Origin of the sequence: Clostridioides sp. ES-W-0018-02 (assembly GCF_020658175.1) — a bacterium.
Classification (GTDB): domain Bacteria; phylum Bacillota; class Clostridia; order Peptostreptococcales; family Peptostreptococcaceae; genus Clostridioides.
On sequence record NZ_JACVVY010000009.1, the window covers coordinates 47,516 to 65,605 of the forward strand.

21 protein-coding genes are annotated in these 18,090 nt (G+C 31.1%); all 21 read right to left on the bottom strand.

Annotation, left to right across the window (positions count from 1 at the left end; translation table 11 throughout):
* Positions 1–3: 3 nt before the first annotated feature.
* The gene (locus IC219_RS16755; protein WP_227853436.1) at positions 4–828 is read right to left on the bottom strand and encodes a phage tail protein; all 825 of its coding nucleotides are present in this window, start codon (positions 826–828) and stop codon (positions 4–6) included.
* A complete protein-coding gene (locus IC219_RS16760; protein WP_227824547.1) occupies positions 821–1,468 on the bottom strand; it encodes a YmfQ family protein in 648 nt (215 codons plus the stop codon). The genes IC219_RS16755 and IC219_RS16760 overlap by 8 nt, the downstream gene beginning before the upstream one ends.
* The gene (locus tag IC219_RS16765; RefSeq protein ID WP_227824548.1) at positions 1,465–2,601 is read right to left on the bottom strand and encodes a baseplate J/gp47 family protein; all 1,137 of its coding nucleotides are present in this window, start codon (positions 2,599–2,601) and stop codon (positions 1,465–1,467) included. The genes IC219_RS16760 and IC219_RS16765 overlap by 4 nt, the downstream gene beginning before the upstream one ends.
* 11 nt (positions 2,602–2,612) lie before the next feature.
* Positions 2,613–3,071, bottom strand: a complete 459-nt coding sequence (locus IC219_RS16770) for a DUF2634 domain-containing protein (protein ID WP_227824549.1) — start codon at positions 3,069–3,071, stop codon at positions 2,613–2,615.
* Positions 3,046–3,411: a hypothetical protein gene (locus IC219_RS16775; RefSeq protein ID WP_227824550.1), complete on the bottom strand. Its 366-nt coding sequence runs from the start codon at positions 3,409–3,411 to the stop codon at positions 3,046–3,048. Before IC219_RS16775 ends, IC219_RS16770 begins: the two co-directional genes overlap by 26 nt.
* Positions 3,404–4,366 (bottom strand): XkdQ, encoded by a 963-nt coding sequence (locus tag IC219_RS16780; RefSeq protein WP_227824551.1) that lies wholly within the window; start codon positions 4,364–4,366, stop codon positions 3,404–3,406. The genes IC219_RS16775 and IC219_RS16780 overlap by 8 nt, the downstream gene beginning before the upstream one ends.
* Positions 4,363–5,034 (bottom strand): LysM peptidoglycan-binding domain-containing protein, encoded by a 672-nt coding sequence (locus IC219_RS16785; protein WP_227824552.1) that lies wholly within the window; start codon positions 5,032–5,034, stop codon positions 4,363–4,365. The genes IC219_RS16780 and IC219_RS16785 overlap by 4 nt, the downstream gene beginning before the upstream one ends.
* A 69-nt stretch (positions 5,035–5,103) precedes the next feature.
* Positions 5,104–5,847, bottom strand: coding sequence for a hypothetical protein (locus tag IC219_RS16790; RefSeq protein ID WP_227824553.1), 744 nt, complete (start codon positions 5,845–5,847; stop codon positions 5,104–5,106).
* 83 nt (positions 5,848–5,930) lie between these two features.
* A complete protein-coding gene (locus IC219_RS16795) occupies positions 5,931–8,999 on the bottom strand; it encodes a phage tail tape measure protein (protein WP_413926963.1) in 3,069 nt (1,022 codons plus the stop codon).
* Positions 9,000–9,287: 288 nt separating this feature from the next.
* Positions 9,288–10,481 carry a phage tail tape measure protein gene (locus IC219_RS16800; protein WP_227824555.1) on the bottom strand — a complete coding sequence of 398 codons (1,194 nt, stop codon included), beginning with the start codon at positions 10,479–10,481 and terminating at the stop codon, positions 9,288–9,290.
* Positions 10,482–10,657: 176 nt separating this feature from the next.
* Positions 10,658–11,152 carry a phage tail assembly chaperone gene (locus IC219_RS16805; protein ID WP_227824556.1) on the bottom strand — a complete coding sequence of 165 codons (495 nt, stop codon included), beginning with the start codon at positions 11,150–11,152 and terminating at the stop codon, positions 10,658–10,660.
* A gap of 83 nt (positions 11,153–11,235) precedes the next feature.
* Positions 11,236–11,649 (bottom strand): phage tail tube protein, encoded by a 414-nt coding sequence (locus IC219_RS16810; RefSeq protein WP_227824557.1) that lies wholly within the window; start codon positions 11,647–11,649, stop codon positions 11,236–11,238.
* 15 nt (positions 11,650–11,664) lie between these two features.
* Positions 11,665–13,086 (bottom strand): phage tail sheath subtilisin-like domain-containing protein, encoded by a 1,422-nt coding sequence (locus IC219_RS16815; protein WP_227824558.1) that lies wholly within the window; start codon positions 13,084–13,086, stop codon positions 11,665–11,667.
* 1 nt (position 13,087) lies between these two features.
* Positions 13,088–13,291 (bottom strand): hypothetical protein, encoded by a 204-nt coding sequence (locus tag IC219_RS16820; RefSeq protein WP_227824559.1) that lies wholly within the window; start codon positions 13,289–13,291, stop codon positions 13,088–13,090.
* 12 nt (positions 13,292–13,303) lie between these two features.
* Positions 13,304–14,125, bottom strand: coding sequence for a hypothetical protein (locus tag IC219_RS16825; protein ID WP_227824560.1), 822 nt, complete (start codon positions 14,123–14,125; stop codon positions 13,304–13,306).
* On the bottom strand, positions 14,126–14,572 hold the full coding sequence (locus IC219_RS16830; protein WP_015994348.1) for a hypothetical protein: 447 nt from the start codon (positions 14,570–14,572) through the stop codon (positions 14,126–14,128).
* Positions 14,538–14,915, bottom strand: coding sequence for a hypothetical protein (locus IC219_RS16835; RefSeq protein WP_227824561.1), 378 nt, complete (start codon positions 14,913–14,915; stop codon positions 14,538–14,540). The genes IC219_RS16830 and IC219_RS16835 overlap by 35 nt, the downstream gene beginning before the upstream one ends.
* A complete protein-coding gene (locus tag IC219_RS16840; protein ID WP_227824562.1) occupies positions 14,912–15,250 on the bottom strand; it encodes a hypothetical protein in 339 nt (112 codons plus the stop codon). Before IC219_RS16840 ends, IC219_RS16835 begins: the two co-directional genes overlap by 4 nt.
* Before the next feature lie 39 nt (positions 15,251–15,289).
* Entirely contained in the window at positions 15,290–16,327 is a 1,038-nt protein-coding gene (locus IC219_RS16845; protein WP_074074088.1) for a hypothetical protein, read from the bottom strand.
* Between the two features lie 18 nt (positions 16,328–16,345).
* On the bottom strand, positions 16,346–16,729 hold the full coding sequence (locus IC219_RS16850) for a DUF2190 family protein (protein WP_227824563.1): 384 nt from the start codon (positions 16,727–16,729) through the stop codon (positions 16,346–16,348).
* 15 nt (positions 16,730–16,744) lie between these two features.
* A complete protein-coding gene (locus IC219_RS16855; protein WP_227824564.1) occupies positions 16,745–18,079 on the bottom strand; it encodes a hypothetical protein in 1,335 nt (444 codons plus the stop codon).
* Between the last annotated feature and the right edge of the window lie 11 nt (positions 18,080–18,090).

An 18,090-nucleotide genomic window follows, 5' to 3' on the forward strand; every position in this document is an offset into this window, starting at 1 on the left:
CACTTATATCATATCTATTAGATTATTTGCTATTGTAATTCCTTTAGCTCTTTGCCCATTTACTTCTGTATTTAATGAGTTTTGTTTTACTACAATCTCATCTATCGCTCCTTGAACATTTGTAGCCGTAAGATTACTTGTTACATTGTTATAACTTGTTTTCTCTGCTGTTGTTTCTATACTATCTACGCTAGTTTTTACCTCATTTAATGCACTAACTATATTTGTTTTATCTGTTGTTTCAAGTAGTGTTGTATCTCCTATTTTATTATTAATCTCTGTCTTAGCAGTTTCTATGTTGCTTGTTAACTCTGTTTTAGTTGTATCTATTTTAGTGTCTAACTTATTGATATTTGTTAATATTTTTTCTTCATCTTTTTTAGTTAAAAATATCGCAGTTGGGTCAACAACTAAGGTCACTTTCTCTACATTAGATACCTCTATGATAAATTTCAAATACAAATCTTTCATAGCTCCATTACCAACTTTTGGCTTATATGTTTCAGGACTTTTACAAATTGCAATCATATCGCCTTCATTATCTATAAGAGCCATTTCTCTAACTGTAAACCCACCTATTGAACCAGGTACACATGCTGTTGCAATAATCCAATTAGGATTATTTTCATCCTTGTCAAAAGCATTTATATTACCTTCCCAAACTTTATTTTTTAATGCTGTTTGCTCTTCTGTTGGATTGTAATAGCTTCCTCCTCCATCACCTGCTTGAATCTTCTCTAGTACTACTGATTTACCTAGCATTCCTGCGTTAGCAATTTTAGCTTTTCCTATATTTGTAAGTATAGTGTAAAATTGTTCATCAGCCATTTATACCACCTCCTTTTGGATATACTGTTAATATTTCTGAACTCATGTTATGAGCTAATGCAAACTTAGCTTTAACATTAGCTTTTACTTCTTTACTTGAATAAGGATATACTGTTATTTCTTCACTCATAATTGTTGTTTGTGCAAAATAAGTTTTACTTTTTAATAAAGATACTAACTTATAACTTACAGATAGATGAGAAGGTTTTATAACATTTACTCTCTTATATAAATCTTCTAAATCTCTAGGAAAACCTTGAGTACTGATTAATTCAACACCGAAAGTATATGGAGATATGTTTTCATTTATTTTTATATTTGCACCTGTATAAGATTGAAGTATCATAGACATTCTTTTAGGTGTCATAATATATTTGCTTTGGAGCTTAGCAATGACTTTTCTTCTCCTAGTTTCTATAGCTTCATCTAGATTAGTAGCTAAACCTACTTTATTTTCCCAAAAACTTAAACCCCATGTTGCACTTTGAGGAAATAATTGTAATTCTATTTCTTTATTTAATAACTCTAAATTATCAAATTCGCTTCCTATAGCTTCATATAAGCTTTGCATTATGATAGATTGCTCGTATATCGGTGACAATGTAAGAAGCATTTCTCTACCTTTTTTAGAAGCTATCATCCAACCACCTCGTTAACTATTTCCCCTACTCCGACCACTTGGTCCTGCAATTTTATATTTTCTTTTACATCATTTATAGTAAGATTAGAAAAGTCCTGTATGCCTTCGTCTGTCAACATCATAGAACCTACTATAGCCTGTATAGCATTGTATGAGACCGTTCCACCTAAATCAATTTTATCCAAATATTTGTCTATCTTAGTTTTTAAATTGTCTAATACTGTTTCTTCATTAAAACTGTTACTAAATATAAAACTAGCTTTTACATTAATAAGTAATGTTTCGGGTGTTACAACTGTTACTAAAGCCCCGATAGGAGCTTTCCCATCCCTATTTTCTCCTTCTGATATATTTAATGGATATATATAATCTTGAACTTTATTTATCAACTCTTGTGTTGCTGCTTTTCTATTTTTGTCTAGTATTAATACTTTTACTGTCCCCGCTCCATTCCATTCGGGAACTACATAAGCATATCCAACTCCATCTACTTCTTTAGCCCATCTTATATAATCTGAATTAGCTCCACTAAGTTTGTCTTCTTGCTCTGCTACAAGAACTCTTTCTCTAAAATGTTCTTCGTCTTCTATATCTGTTCCACCTTTGAAATCTTCTTTATTATTAACAGATTTAATTCCATTAATCGAACCTAATAAAACAGTTACAGTATTTTGAGATACGTTTCCTATAGTTCCAGTTTCTCTACATTCTGCTTTAATATCTACTGTTTCATTTTCTCCTATAGTTTTAGTTTCAAGAAGCTCAAACTCTATACTCTGCTTTTCATCAGTTGCAACAGTAGTTACTATAGTTCCTTTTGTAATGATAGCTCCTTGCATACCTGTAAATGTAATAATTCCAGTAGCCTTAGTTGGTTGATTTTTAAACACTCCCTTACATTCACCAAGCCACTCTAAATAAGTTCCATAGCTGGTTTGAGGAAATGCAACCTTTAAATTATTTTGTAATCCTAGTTGTTTTAACTGTGCAACTTCTTCTGCTGTGGGTCTTGTTGCATCATAAATAAAGTCTCCTTCCAATGTAGAAATATCTTGAAAGTTACTTAACATTCTTTCGTGTATTGCTTCTTCATCTTCTGTCAAAAAAACTGGTATAGGTAGCTCTCTTTCCATGTAATAATCACCTACCTTTTTATGTTCCCATCTATAGTTATATTTTCATCATCTATTGTTAGTACATCAAATTCATAATTAACAAGCCTACTATTTTCAAGCCAATTGAATATAAAATTACTCACTTCTTTTGTATATGGATGAACTAAAATAGTTTCTTTTATTAACCTAGATATTTCAAGTTCTTTAGCACTTTGAGATAGGTTACTAGCAATTAAGTCTTTTATTTCACTTCCATATACACTAGAATAAGCTGACCTTTTATACCTAGGTGTTAATATAGCTTTTTGACACCATTGTTTATATGCCTCTACCTTGTTACATCTTTTTAATGTTCCATCTGCATTTTTAACAAATTCACCTTTTATAAAATCAAATAAAAAAGAACCTTTTAGGTCCAGTTCATTTTCATTATTATTTTTTAATTCTATAGTTTCAAAAGTTTCATTTTGTGGAAATAGGTTTGGCATTTACAACCCTCCCAATTATTGCAAATTCAGTTCCCATAACGGCTACTAATACATTATCACCTATAGTCAATGGTTTCAACTCTTTTGGAGTTTCTATTTTATGTTTATGTCTATATTCTGCACCTAACATTTCATCTGAAAGAGTAAAATAATCTTCTTTTAATGTTAAATTCTCTAATATTAAATAATCTTGTATTTCATCTTTATAGCCACTTACTTTAAGGCCATTTGTTGTTATTTCTGCAAGTGAACAACCCATTCCAAAAGTGCCATTTGCCACACTTTTATTCATTTTTTCTTTTAATATTCTAGCAACTCCATTGAATCTAGCATCAGTCATTGTTATAAAATTTCCTCCTTATATAATCTAAAGTTCCTATATTGAGCTTCATTTTTGGTGTAGAGTCTAGTGTATGAGTCACATCTATAACATAGTATTCTCTTCCTTTTAGAGATACCTTGTCACCTGCTCTTATTCTATTTATATCTAATACACAATCAACACTTATTGTTTCTTCGCCCGAATTAAACATTGCTTCTGCTGCTTTCTTAGCTTCTTTTGCATTAGTTATCTTTTCATCTTGTTTAATCTTTTGTAGAGTTCCATATTTGTCTGAGTCCTTTTTATATGTGCCAATGATAGGTGCTTTTGTATTTTCATCTTTACTCTTACCTAACACTTTTACACTTGTTACTGCATCATTAAAACTACTTGTAAAGTTTGCATCTTCTAATATACTATCTAATTTATATACATTTGCATTAGTTCCAAGCTTGAATAATTTTAATTTATTATCCATTCTTACTCTAAATAAGTCTCCACCTTTTGTTGCTGTTTCCTTTAAATCTTTTTTAATCATATCCAGTATATTTGTCTTATGTATTACTTTAGCAAGCTTCTTCTCTGTGTTGGCTAGATTGTAGTAAGGTATATTCCATTGCTTACAGTAATATTCAATTCTCTGTGTTGCTGTATTTTCTTTAAAACTATATTGTTCTTCTGATTCTTCCATATAGACTGTTCTTTCTCTGCAAGACAATGTCAGTTTCTTACTCTTTTCACTTCTTCTAGTTTCCCATATGACTCCATCAAAGATTGTTTCTTCTTTTTTACTCTCATATGCTATATCAATTAGAACTATTTTATCACCTTTTTTAATTCCTATATCTTGAAGTTGCTTAGGTTCTACTAATGATACATCCATTTTATATGCAACTCCGTCTATAGCTTCACTTAATGTTATTCCTTCATTAAAATTTGCAATATCATATTTTCCATTTAATATTATTTTCATTTGCTAGGTATCACCAACTTTTGTCCTTTTTTAATAATATTTGGATTTTTACCAATAACTTTTTTATTTTCGGGTATATTATAAATCTCTTTCCACCTTGAACCCTTACCTAAAAGATTTTTAGCTATCTTATATAATGTATCACTTGCTTTAACAGTATATATTTTAGATTTAGTTTGAGTATTAGGTCTATTATCTTTTAAGTCTGTTTTAGCATTACTCTTAGTCTCTTTTTTTAATGTCTCTATCTTCAGTTCTCTGTAAGTTCTAAATGTTATCTCAATGTCTCTATCTTCTTCTCTTCCTGCTGTTTGAGTATTACTAAAATTAGATATTGTAACTAATCCATTGTAGCCAAAACCAGTTATAATAAGTCTTAGAGGTTCGGTTTGGTCTACCCATTTTTCAAGCATTGCAACTATTTCAATTGGATTTTTTAACTCGCTATATCTGCAATAAGAAGCATCATATAAGTTGGGTAAAAAGGTCTTGAATGATATTTCTCTTATCTTCTCCCCTTCTTTTTTAATGTCAAATTCACCTAGATTTACTATATCAACAGTTTCAAATCTTTTTTCTTTTTTTATAGATAGAGAATCTTGTGGATTTACTGGAAAATGAAAATCTATTTTTTCTTTTTCATTTTTTAGGTATATGTCTATTACCAAGTTATCACCTCTTTTTTTACAATAAAAAGCTCTTACAACTTGTAGGAGCTTTTTATTATTATACAAATATTAATTAAACATAAAATTTATTTGTTCTTCTATGCTATTAACTTCCGTATTTGTATTATTAATATGATTTTGAAATTTTGGTGGTTGCACATGGAATCCATCACTTATTGCAACAGATTTGTCGGGCTCATCTTTTTTATTGTATTGCATAACTGTTACAACTTCTTCTCCAATATCATTTTCATAAAATTGAAATTGAATGGTATCATTACTTTGGTTATCATATACATCAATCTGTCTTAATGTCGTTTCATTTGGTTCTATAATTTCATATTTATAACCAAATATATCTAAGTTTGATTTTATACCTTCATAAGATGTCATATTAACACAATTTTTATTTTTTAAGTATACATCAGTAAAAAACTTTGTTGGTTCATTATTTTTCTCTTTTTCTTCATTCTTTTGTTGTTCTTCCACTTTTTTTGCTTCTTCTTTCTTTTGTTGTTGTTCTTGAATATTATTTTCAGATTTTCCCTTATCTTTATCATTATATGAAACTTGCTTCACAGGAATAGGCTCTTCTTTATCTATACTTAATACATTATAAACATTTCTAGTACAAAGCGTTGTCAAAAAAACTAATATGCAACCTAATGCAATCTTAGCTTTTTTCTTACTCCCAATAGCTTTAACTAAAAACTCAATAGATAACAAAACTAATGTTATTGGTAAAAGAATTACAGCTATAATTCCAATAATAATTTTTAAATTTCCATTCATACTTTTAAATCTCTGCCACATAATATAAAAGTCCCCCTCATAAATTTATATATTAATATAATTATAACATCTATAAGAGGGCTTTTTTTAACAACAATTCGACATTATCCAATGTCTTGTAATGCTTCTCTTATTTCACTCTCTACTTGAGATAATATTTCTTGTATCATTTCTTCTTTGTTATTACTCTCTTGAACGTTTATAGATATCCCGCCTAGATTTATAGTGCTATTAGAAGAATTAATACTATTTGGTGTAGCTTCTCTATATTCTTTATTATCTGTATCTAAAATATTTTCGAGAGGAAATTGTCTAACATTATTTATAACATTAGAATAACTTCCTCCAATTTTTTGTGATGGAGTCGAGCTTAAGCCTAACATCTTGCCTGTTTGCTCATACAAGCCTATCGCTCGACTTCTTCTATTGTTAGAAAGAGGAATAACCATTTCAGCTCCATCTTCTCCACAAATAGAAGTTCTTGTTGCAACTCCACCATCTGCAAACTGACCAAATATATTACTTAGTATTCCGCCGCCTTCATTTACTGTTCTTTTGACAGTTGTTTGCGTAGTCTTAACATTAAAGGATGCACTTATTGGTGCTGAAACTGTTGCTCTTACACTATTCCAATAGCTAATAACTTGGCTTGACATAGCATTGACTTGGCTTACCACAGAACTACACATAGTAGAAATAGCACTTATAGCTGAACTACTTAAACTTGTAAAAGATATTCTAGCACCATTGTACATACTACTACACGCTACTCTAACATTTGTTGCTAACATATTAAAAGAAGTTGTAGCACCATTATATAAACTCGAACCTGCTTCTCTTCCAACTTGAGCTAATTGGCTAAAGCTTTGCTTAGCCCCATTATACATATTTGTAGCTCCTTGTTGGACTGTTGCAGTAGCTTGGTTAAACGCTGTATCTATGCCAGTTGTAAGATTAGAACTGTTAACTTGAGGTGTAGCATTATTTAAAGCATCTGTAACACCTTGTTGAGTTGCTACTCCTAATTCATTTCCTTTTTGCTGAACTGTTGGTACCCCTGCTTGAACTCCACTAACAACACCATTTGTTATATCTGTTCCAAGTTGTTGTCCTGCCTGTTGCACAGCTGGATTTCCTTGCGTTAGAGCATCTACAACCTGCTGATTTGCTTGTTGAGCAGTTTGAGAAGCTGAACCTTGTATTTGACTTGAAGTTTGAGCAAATATACTTCTTACAGTTTCTAAAGCTTTTGGTCCTTCTATTCCTAGATTATTTAGGTTTTCTAAAACTTTAGAAGCTTGTGTTTCTATTGGAGTGCTAAAGTCTACATTAGCAAATATTTGCCCCATTTCCCCATCCATTTTGCCTAATGTCTGTTGCATTTGTGGTCCTATTTGATTAATGGTACCAAGCATACTGCTTATTGCTCCATTCATACCATCTTGGTTAAAACCAATTTTAAACGAATTAAATGTATCACTCAAACCTTGCTTTAGGTTTGTAGTATCTAGTGCAGTAGAAGCTTGTGAGAAAATAGTTCTTAATGTGTCTATAGCTTGCGTTCCTTCCAATCCTAGACTATTTAGATTCTGTAATACTTTAGTTTTCTGTGTATCTATAGAAGAATTAAAGTCCACTCCCTTAAAAATCTCTGATGCTTTACCACCTAGACTTTTCAATGTTTCTATAGCCTGTGGTCCTGTTGATTTCAGCGAATTTAGCATTCCAGTAACTCCGTCTTTCAACCCACCTACATTTGTTCCTTCCTTAAAAGCATTAAAAGCATCACTCATACCTTGTTTTAAGTTATTAGAAGAATCTGCACTATATTTACTTATAAAATTTAAAGTTTCTTGTATACTACTTCTATATTCTTGAGCACTTAATTTACCTGCCTTAAAGGCATCATTAAGATTTTTGGTAATTTTACTTACTTTATCACTTGGGTTCATATCTGCTGTCACGCCCGACAATATTATTGCCATATTATCATTAAGCCCTCTCATCATAGTAAGAGATTGGTCATCTAAACCTTTTAATCCATTCGTTAATGCTCTAGCTATATCACTAGATTTCTTCTCTGTTACATTTTTAGATTGGTCAAAAGCTGTTGAGAAGGCTTTAGTAACACCTTGTAACTCTTTTGAAGTAGATTTTTTTAATAGAGCTGTTGCGTTAGAAGTTTCTGAATTTATATCTGATAAAGCTTCTTTTGTATTTGTTTTAATTTCTGCTGTAGTTTTTCCAAATAGATTTTTTAATGCCGAAGCTTTTTCATCCCAACTTTTATCAGATAAAAGTATTCCTATTCCTTCACCTATTCCTCCAAGCATTATCATCAAATTTCCTAATGTAAGCTTTATAACTCCACCGATTGACTCCATTATTGTAGTAATATATTCACCAAAGGAACCAAATCTAGTTTGTAAATCCATCATGGCAGTTTTATTATTGCTTATTGCAACTGTCATTGCTGCAAAAGCTATAATCACAGCTCCTATTCCTACTGTTAATCCAAAAGCCGCTAATTTAGCTGTACCAAAAGTACTTGCAAGTAAACTTAAACTTTTAATAGCTCCTCCAAAAGCAAAGGTGGCTTTAAGTACCATAATAGAGGCTATAACAGAAGCAATTGCAGGTAATAACACTTGAAATCCTGCTTTTATCTTATCAAAATTATTAACAAATTTTTCTGTCACTCCAACTATAGAATCACCTATCTTCGGCATATCTCTTATAAGTTTCTCTACAAATCCTCTTGTCATAGGTCCTAGTCTTTGCCCTACGCTTATTCTTACATCATCAATTGCAGATTTTAAAAGTGTAAATTGACCACTTAGAGTATCTAATTTCATGTCAGCAATTCTTTTAGCTTCACCTTCTGATTCTGCAATAGCTGTTGTTAACTTATTAAAGTCACTTTCGCTTGCATTTACAACAGCCGCCCAACCTGCCATTGCTGTTCTTCCAAATATAGAAGATATTGCAACGCCTTTCTCAACATCTTCTAATCCACCTAATTTTTCTCTAAGACTTCCTATTGTTCCTGCTAAATCCAAACTTCCATTTTTATTTTTCTTTAATTCTATTCCGTATTTTTTGATTGCAGAAGCTGCTTCTGCTGGTGGCTTTATTAATCTAACTAGACCTCCTCTTAGCGAAGTACCTGCCATGCTTCCCTTGACACTTGCACTCAATTTGTTATGTATAAGTTCTTTATCTTATACTCTCCTAGTTTCCTAAGAGTATCGGACTATATCTTCATCTTCAACTTTACTTGCTAAGATGTTCGGCACTCGTGTTGGTATTATTGTTTGCTATACTCAACCATTAGTCTCTACACCTTCTAAGTTACTTTTATTAGCTTCACTTAGCTTGGTTCGGAATTAGCATATTTTTTAAACTTAGCTTTTCCCGAGTTCACCGAATGTTTTTTACTTAAATTTCTTTAAGCTGACCAATTATTTAGCCATTAGACCTGTCGCAAGAGATAAATCTTTCATAGATACTCCTAATGCTCCACCCATAGAACCTACATATTTAAACGTCTCACCCATTAATTCAACACTTGTATTGGAATTTGTTATAGTTGCCGCCATTACGTCAACAAATTCAGTTGTATCATTTGCAGTTAGCCCCAATGCAGTTAAACCATCTGTCACTATATCAGATGTTAGAGCCAAATCTGTTCCTCCTGCTGCTGCAAGATTTAATACATCAGGTATTGCTTTTATCATTTGACCAGACTTCCATCCTGCCATTCCCATATAATAAAAAGCATCTCCTGCATCTTTAGCTGTAAAGCTAGTATCTCTCCCTAATTGCCTAGCTTTAGCTGTTAAAGCTTCCATTTCCTTTCCTGTTGCTCCCGAAACAGCTTGTGCATTCTTCATACTTTGCTCAAAACTTGCAAAGCCTTTTACCGCAGAACCTACACCAATTCCACCTATCAAAGCTCCTGCGGCAGCCGTCAACTGAGCAAACTTACTAATAGCTCCACTCACAAAAGAGTTAATTTTTCCTGTAAGTCCTCCAAGTGCCGAACTAGCTTCATCTCTAATCTTAACTGCCGCTTCATATCTCTTACTTACGAATTCTTGTAGTTTATTTTTAGTTCGAGAAATAGTGTTTATAGCTTCATCTGCCTGTGTCTTTATCTTTATAATAGTATCAGCTTTCAAATTCTGTATCTTAGCTTTTATTTTGTCTATTATAGAGCTAGACTCATCTTGTCCTCGAATTATTATAGGTGGTGCAGGCTTAGAAACTTCTTTTATCTTATTATTAACTTTGTTAACAGTAGAACTCGCATTATCTGTAGCTTTTAACCTTGCTGTTACTGTCTTTCTAGCTTTATTAACATTATTACTAGCCCTATTAGCTACATTACTAGCATTGTCTGTAGCCTTTATTCTTGCTGTAACAGTTTTTTTTGCTTTATTCATATTGTTATTAACTCTATTTACAACACTTGAAGCTTTATCTGTAGCTTTTATAGCAGGATTAACTTTTATTCGGTTAAGTGTTTGCATCCTTTTTTCTGTCTGCTTCATGTATTTTTCTATAGCACTTAGTTTGCTTTTTGTTTCTCCATCACCTTTTGCACTTATGACAACATCAATATGGTACATTTCCTTTTTAGCTATTTCCCTCACCTGCCTTTGTAAAAATATTTATTTTTTCATAGCTTTATTCTCTTGCTCTATTTCATTTTGAGTAAATACTTTCATTAAGCGTTGAGACATTAAATTTTTCTTAACATAAACATCTGGAGGAACATGATGCTTAACAAAGATGTTATTTAAAACAGTCAGTCGTCCCCCCATTTTTATTAGTTTTTTATATCATCGTCACTTATTTCATCATAAAAACCAGATAGCTCTAATATTTGGTCACTTATTTTACTTAATTCTCCTGCTAAAAATTTTCTCTTTATAAATTCTCTAGCATTTGTTACTTTCATAGCATCAAGTAATTTTTGATTAGAAAAGTTAGGTTTTACAGTCCCTTTTTCTATTAATGCTAGATTAAACTCATCATCATTTAATTTTTCTTCTCTTCGCCCTTGAATCTTTGCAATTTTAGTACAATCTTTTCTTATTTTACTAATCTCTTTTTCTGTTAATGCTTTCAATGTGATTGGTATTCCTAACCTTTCTAAAAATACAGTTCTTTCGGGTACTGGCGAATCTTCCAATAACTTTGCTATTATTTCATCCTCTTTCATCATCAACCTATCTTCATTTGTTTCCTCTATTTCTTCATCTAAATCATTATCTTTTTCTATTGCCTCATTTTCTAACTCTCTTTTATCCATATCTAACATATTCTTTCCTCCATTAATTTTAATAAAAAAAGCCACAAACACATTAACTGTTTATAGCTTTTTATACATAACACTTTTATATTTTAAAGTTCATTCAATAAATCATATCCTCTAAAACTTCCCTCTACTTCTATCTTTACAATCTCGCCAGCTTTAGAATTTATAAGAGGTAATTTTTTTAATCTACAGTTTTTTAATCTAACGCTTTCATATCCTAATGTTTCAGAGTTAGATAATTTATATATTATTTCAAAAGACCTAAATCCTATTTTTGCAAATCTTGAATCTGTCTTATATCCATTTAAAGAGAATGAACCTTTAGTAGTCCCAACTCTTGATATTTCATTTTGACAACCTAACAGTTTGATACTTTGCTCATCTTGCTCAAAATCAGCTTTTATTTCTTCCATGTATAGCTCTTCTACACCATCAATAAGTAAAACTACATCGGAACCATTCAGAAAACTGGCTTCTTCTATATAATCATCATTATACATATTTTATAACCTCCTTTATCCTAGATACCCTGTACCATATATTTTTTTCATCACATCAACCTTAATAGCATCCCATTTCCAGTAAAATTCATCTGCTTTGGCGGTTGCTTGAAGTTCTGTATCTATATCAACATTAAATTCTGATATAATACCTTGACTCATTAATTCTTCAAAATATTTCTTTAATGCACATATAACAGTTGTCTGCCCTGTCGAATCGTTGAATATCTTACCTACAAATTCCTTTCGCTTCAATGAAGTATCTTTATTTATAGTGTTAATAAACATAATATTAGAGATATATCCCATAGCTTCATTTTTATTATCTGTATACTTCTTAAATGTGTTTACATCATCAACTATAATCACGTCTCCATCATCAAAATCTAAGACCAGTGTCCCACTTTTCAAACACTCTTTAACTTCTGATTGACTTAGTCTTGGTTCCACTTCTTCAAATATAGTCTTAGCATTACATATACTACCTGTTATGCCTTTGCTTACTGCTAATGCTCCTATATAAACAGCTACTTCACTAGGAGTATATTTTATTCCTTCAAGATAAGCTGAGCTTCCAAGGTTAATTATATTTTCATCATTAAAGCTTTTTGATTTATCATTAATTTGTTTTATATTATCCTCTGTTTTTCCACCTAGAAATAACAGTATGTCTTTTCCTAATTCTTTATTTTTAGCTATCCAAGCTTTTGTAGTTTCTTGCAAAGCTTCCTCAGCTACACCATCAAGTACAAAAGAATCAAAACTATATCTCTCAAATTCTTCTAATGCTTTTAGATAAGACTCATTAGTAATGGATGTGCAACCATCATTACCACCTTCAAGCGCTACATTTACTAAGTTTGCTAGTGTTGTATCACTATCAGCTACTTTAGTTGCGATTACATACTCATTATCTAAATTAGAGTTTATTTCTAGCACTATTTCATCTATAGTACCTTTAACACTTGAACTAAATAACTGCTTAGTTCCTTCAAAGAATATAAAGTCCTTTTTATCTGAATCAACTAGATTAGATTTTATTGTTACATTAAAGTTTCTAACTGTTGGATACTTAGTTTCTAACTTAATTACATCTTTTGCAGTATTTTCTGTAGTATCTTTAAGTATTAATGTACCATTTTTTTGATTTCCATCTACAAGTCTATACAGCAATAGTTCCTTTACATTTCCTAACAGAGCTAATTTACCTAATTTGTAGGCTGAATAACTCATATCATCACCAAATAGAGTTTTAAGCTGTCTCAAATCATTTTTTATTGTTATTACCTTACCTACATCTCCCCAATTAGCTCTAATAGGCATTGCTAATCTACCCTTTAAACCTGTATTTGTAGACTTTTCTGCTTGAGTCTTGAACCTGTTATAAAAACCAGGCATCTCCTTTTTTTCTTTTTCATTCCATGTACCAGTTGCCATTTTACTTCACCTCTCTTTCTAAGAAATCTTTTATAAGCTTCTCGAACTCTACTCTTGTAAGTTCATCTTTCTTACAATTAAATAAAGCACCTGCAACTACCATCTTTTCGTAGCCAAGTGCTTCACCATTTTTTAAGAAATCTTCTTTTGAATATTTTTCTTCCTGCTTACTTACATTAATCTTTTTATTATTTGTTTCAGCCAATCCTTGCACCTCCTATCTTAAATTTCCACTATTATAAATCTCATTCATAATAGGTCCTTCTCTTTTTATCTTACCTATCATTTTAAATACTACAGCTAATTGACCATTAGAAAACATGTCTGATTCTCTATCTTCAACTACACTTACAAGAGTTAAATACATGCTTTTATCTTCTCTAAGTCTTACTCTCTTATCTATTATTAACTTAGTCTCTAATTCTTCAAGAAGCTTAACTATTTCATCTTTATTTTTACTTACAACATGACACTTCATAGTTTTAGTAATCTCAATCAGATGATAGTTAATCCTTTTGTTTTCAACATTTATAGTTCGCCATAATGCACATGGAGCTATAAAGTTTTTCTTCCAATTATCTTTGTAACTCTCAATTTCTAATAAATCTCTTGTATATCTTGATAGAGCTTCAACCCACCTATCACTAGTTGTATCTTCCTTATCATCTAAAGCTATTACACTAAACCTTATACCTCTTGCTATAGCATCCCATTCCTCAACAACAATATCATTTTCACTTGTACCTTTATAAATGCAAGTAAAAGCTTCATTTTCAGATTCATCAACTATAGTATTCATGTCTAAGATTTCAATAACTTGTTTAGTTAATTTATCTAACTTCTTAAATGTAGTTCTACCTTCATAAATCCATACTTCTATACTTCTTTCAAAACCTATTGTTTCTCCAATATCATTGTCTTGCCCTTGTACAACTACCATATAAGGTTTTTTAGTATCCTTGTTTGGTACATTAGGTTCATAACAACCTTTCAATTCTTTTATATTATCTATTAAAGCTTTTCTTATTCCTGCCCTCATTTAATCACTCCAATATCTAAAAATCATATTACCTATTTTACCTATATTTTTATCAATAGTTGGTTTTATAATAGGCATTGCTTTTGTACCAGGATGTTGAACTGATTTTACAGGATGTGAAGCACCTCTCCAGTATAAAGCTTGAGCTGATTTTGGAGTAATAACATGTGGTTTTGAACCTTCTTCAAGTATTCCTCCATATTCTGCACCATGCGATAATCTAATAATGAAATTATTTCCTCCTCCAAGAGTTTTAGCATTTAAACTTTGTCTTGCGTGTGATGTTCTGTCTGTCCAACTTGCATTTGCTTTAGCTTCACCTTCTAGCATTGCACTTGCACTCATGCAAAGTACAAACATACCTGCTTTTTTTCTATTTATATCATTTATTGCATTTGTGAAAGCACTCATTTTAATCAATCCTTTCAAGTGAACATTGATACCCACAAAGTTCTCCTTTTACAATTTGAGGATATATATTAACTATTTTCATTCTCCCATATATGCACTCAAACTCTAAAAAATCTCTACTGTTAACCTCTAAGACAACATCACTACTTACTAACATTCCATAAGTTCTAATAGAACTAAAAGTACCTTGCTTTTCACTTGATATTTGTTTCTCTGCTGTCTTTTCATTAAATATTCTAACAGTACATTTTTTCTCTGTTTCAATTTCTTCAAAAGCTCCATTTATTTCAATTTTTTTAATACTAGTTATAGTAATATTGGTAGGGTTCATATTAATAGTTCTTATTATGTCTTTTCTTCTTTTATCAATATTTATCATATTTCAAATTCTGTGCTAATACCTAACATAAAACTTCCTTTTTCTTTTTTGTTAGTACACATATCCTTGAATTTATCTGCATTTTGATAAGCTACAGATACTAAGTCTTTTATACTAGAGCTTTTATATGTTTCTTGACCCACTTTATACTCATACATTTCCCCTACTGTATTTTCATATTGTAAAGATTTTAATACCCATCCTTGGGAAGCTGCACAGTAAATACAGTCTGCTTCTTCTAAAAACAAGTTTAATTCTTCATCCGTGAATGTTTTTTTATCTTTATCATTTAATAATAGTCTTAATTTTTCTATTAAATTACTAGTTGGTGTCATATATTATCACCTCATAAAAATAACACTCTTATGAGTGTTTTATCTAAAACTTATTTCTTGTACATTTTCTTCTACTGCTGCAAAAGCACCTCTATAACAATGACCTACAATTTGGTTTTCTACTAACTTACTTAAATCAGCATTTCCAACCTCTGTTGTTAAATCTCTTTTTATTAACTCTTTAAATCCTCGCTTAGGTCTTACCAAATATCCTTTGCCTGGTGTAACACCTTTGTAAGAATATGTTTTTTTACCAACAGTAACCTCCCACCCATCATAATAAATTACTGTTGATATATTTTTTATAGATGGATACATGCTTCCGTTTAATAAATGTCCTCCATTTAACGCCATTTCTATTTCAATTTGGTCAGCACTAGAAGCTATTAATATATTACCTTGTCTTTTTGCTATAACTGTATCTTTTTGTGCTTGTGTTAATGTTCTCCAAATTCCTAGCCATATTGGGTCATTAGCTTCACCTTTAAAAGCTGTCTTATTAGAAGCTTTATAATTAAAATTTATTATTGGGCTTAGATGTATATGGTTCAACAATGCATTGTAACTCTCACCAATTGATTTATTTAATATTTCAACACTAAATGTTTGGTTAAAATCCTTCATTTCTTTTGTATACTCAAAACCAGTTGTATAAGTTTGTATCCTTGCAACTGGACCATTTTCTGCATTTATTGTACCGAATTTAATTTCTTCACCTTCTATATGCTCTAGAAATACACAGTTACCTTGTAAAGCCCACTTAGCATCCATAACTTGTGGTAAATTAGAATCTGCTATACTGTCATATATTGGTTTATATAATAGTTGTACTTGCTCTCTGCCCAGTTCAACATCTAATACAACTTTTCTTAATAACTCTTTTAAATTTGAAGTCGAGCTAAAGGTCATCATTTCACCAAGTGGCTTATTCAACTCCAAAGTTTCCATTTCTCCATTAGATATTTTCTTTGTTACATATTCCATTTCTCCATTTACTATAAATGGTATATCTTCTTGTAAAGTTTCTTTTCTTTTTTGTTCCAACAAATTTTCTTGACTAATTACTTTAAATGCCATATAAACATCACTCCTTTTCTATTGTTGAGGTAATAATATAAACCAAATTACATTGTTGCTGTCTTTCCCATCTGTTACTCTACCAACTAGCCTATTACTTGTAGATGTAGTAGTAAATTTCTTAGCTGTATTATCCCAATAAATCAATTCTCCTACCTCAAAAGCTTCTGATGTAACAATATTATCCGTTTCATATTCAGCTTGCTCTATTTGCAAAGTAACTTCGTCACCTTTTTCTCCATCTTGCATAGCGACTCCGAAAAATCCATTTATAAGATAAAATTGTTGTGTTTTAGTGCTTTCACCATCTGAAAGAATAACTCTTACAGATTTCCCATCACTTATTTTTGCTCTTGTTATCTGTGTTATTGTACTTGGTGTTGGTTGACCTTTAAATGCCATATATTCATCACTCCTTTATATTCTATTTTTCTTAGTTGTTAGACTTCCATTATTGCTAGAGTTTAATAATCCTGTTGTTGCTGGATTATCTTTATACATATTAGACATTGTATTTTTTACAAACTCATCATTTAATATATTTTCTATTTCCCCTGTTATCACTTCTTCACTTGAGCCCTCCTCAACATTTAGCATTTTCTTAACTAATGTTTGAGCTATTTCGCCTGACACTTTATCTCCGATTACTTTATTAACTATAGAGTTCCAAGCTTCCTTCTTCTCATTCTCTAAAGCTTTCGAAGCCTTTTTTGCCACTTCAATTGTATCCATCTCTCCTACTATTCCAAGTACTTTTTTCACTTCTTTTAATTCTTTTTCTGCTTTTAATGAGCTTTTCACATCTTCCATTTCCCCTGTCACAATCTCTTTAGTTAAGCCTATTCCTTGTATGACCTCTGAATATGATATTTCACCAGTTTGCAACAATCCTTTGACATTTTTTATTAACTCTTTTCCTTCCAATTTGTTTTCCTCTCCTTTCATTTCTCCTTTAGCTTCATAGCTTATTTTCTTTATTACTTCAATTTCTTCACCTAGATTTATTTTATTTTCAACTATAGTAAATGGTATACTATAAAGCTTACATAATCCATTTTGCTCCAACTCATATATGGCAGTATTGCTATCATATCTTATGTTTTGTATATAGAGATATGAATTATTATCATTAATAGAAAACTTAGCTTTTAAAGCTTCTCTTAAATCTATTCTTAAAGCTTCAAAAGTTCCATCTAACTGTTCGCCATTAGGACTCATTTCCATACCTACAATACTTGTTGGCATACCTGGTCTATGTAAAGGAGTCCAATCAATAGATAGTGGCTCATATCCTATAACATTCATTTCACCTTTAACACCTTTTTTAAGCTTTGGATAACCAAATATACTGACTTCCTTTATCCTCTTAGTTCTAATCCATCTTTTTAAATTTTTAGCATCTGCATCAATCAATCCTCTAAAGTATGCCTTATCACCTTTCATTTCTGCACCTATCCAATGTGTTACAGGTGGTGCAAATTCAGTTGATATATTTTCAGCTTTTTGATGTCCTAAAAAACCATTAAGAGTATTTTCATTAGTGTAATCTACAATATCTTTCAAACTTTTAGCAGTATAGTTCCATCCTCTTTTGGATTTTGTAGCTGGTATCTCAACAACTACCTCAAGAGGGTCATTATCTATAGATTTTAAAGCTTCTATGTCTATATCTTTAGCTAAAGGAATATCAGAAGGTTTTATACTAGATATTAACGCATTCATTGAATCCATTTCTCCAGTTATTACATTCATTTAATCACCAC

Bases quoted from the DNA above. Each gene is read 5' to 3' on its own strand.
- IC219_RS16760 (WP_227824547.1), bottom strand. From the start codon at position 1,468: ATGATAGCTTCTAAAAAAGGTAGAGAAATGCTTCTTACATTGTCACCG.
- IC219_RS16775 (WP_227824550.1), bottom strand. From the start codon at position 3,411: ATGACTGATGCTAGATTCAATGGAGTTGCTAGAATATTAAAAGAAAAA.
- IC219_RS16755 (WP_227853436.1), bottom strand. From the start codon at position 828: ATGGCTGATGAACAATTTTACACTATACTTACAAATATAGGAAAAGCT.
- IC219_RS16795 (WP_413926963.1), bottom strand. From the start codon at position 8,999: ATGGCAGGTACTTCGCTAAGAGGAGGTCTAGTTAGATTAATAAAGCCA.
- IC219_RS16840 (WP_227824562.1), bottom strand. From the start codon at position 15,250: ATGACACCAACTAGTAATTTAATAGAAAAATTAAGACTATTATTAAAT.
- IC219_RS16825 (WP_227824560.1), bottom strand. From the start codon at position 14,125: ATGAGGGCAGGAATAAGAAAAGCTTTAATAGATAATATAAAAGAATTG.
- IC219_RS16805 (WP_227824556.1), bottom strand. From the start codon at position 11,152: ATGTTAGATATGGATAAAAGAGAGTTAGAAAATGAGGCAATAGAAAAA.
- IC219_RS16855 (WP_227824564.1), bottom strand. From the start codon at position 18,079: ATGAATGTAATAACTGGAGAAATGGATTCAATGAATGCGTTAATATCT.
- IC219_RS16845 (WP_074074088.1), bottom strand. From the start codon at position 16,327: ATGGCATTTAAAGTAATTAGTCAAGAAAATTTGTTGGAACAAAAAAGA.
- IC219_RS16810 (WP_227824557.1), bottom strand. From the start codon at position 11,649: ATGTATAATGATGATTATATAGAAGAAGCCAGTTTTCTGAATGGTTCC.
- IC219_RS16835 (WP_227824561.1), bottom strand. From the start codon at position 14,915: ATGATAAATATTGATAAAAGAAGAAAAGACATAATAAGAACTATTAAT.
- IC219_RS16815 (WP_227824558.1), bottom strand. From the start codon at position 13,086: ATGGCAACTGGTACATGGAATGAAAAAGAAAAAAAGGAGATGCCTGGT.
- IC219_RS16850 (WP_227824563.1), bottom strand. From the start codon at position 16,729: ATGGCATTTAAAGGTCAACCAACACCAAGTACAATAACACAGATAACA.
- IC219_RS16770 (WP_227824549.1), bottom strand. From the start codon at position 3,071: ATGCCAAACCTATTTCCACAAAATGAAACTTTTGAAACTATAGAATTA.
- IC219_RS16765 (WP_227824548.1), bottom strand. From the start codon at position 2,601: ATGGAAAGAGAGCTACCTATACCAGTTTTTTTGACAGAAGATGAAGAA.
- IC219_RS16780 (WP_227824551.1), bottom strand. From the start codon at position 4,366: ATGAAAATAATATTAAATGGAAAATATGATATTGCAAATTTTAATGAA.
- IC219_RS16790 (WP_227824553.1), bottom strand. From the start codon at position 5,847: ATGTGGCAGAGATTTAAAAGTATGAATGGAAATTTAAAAATTATTATT.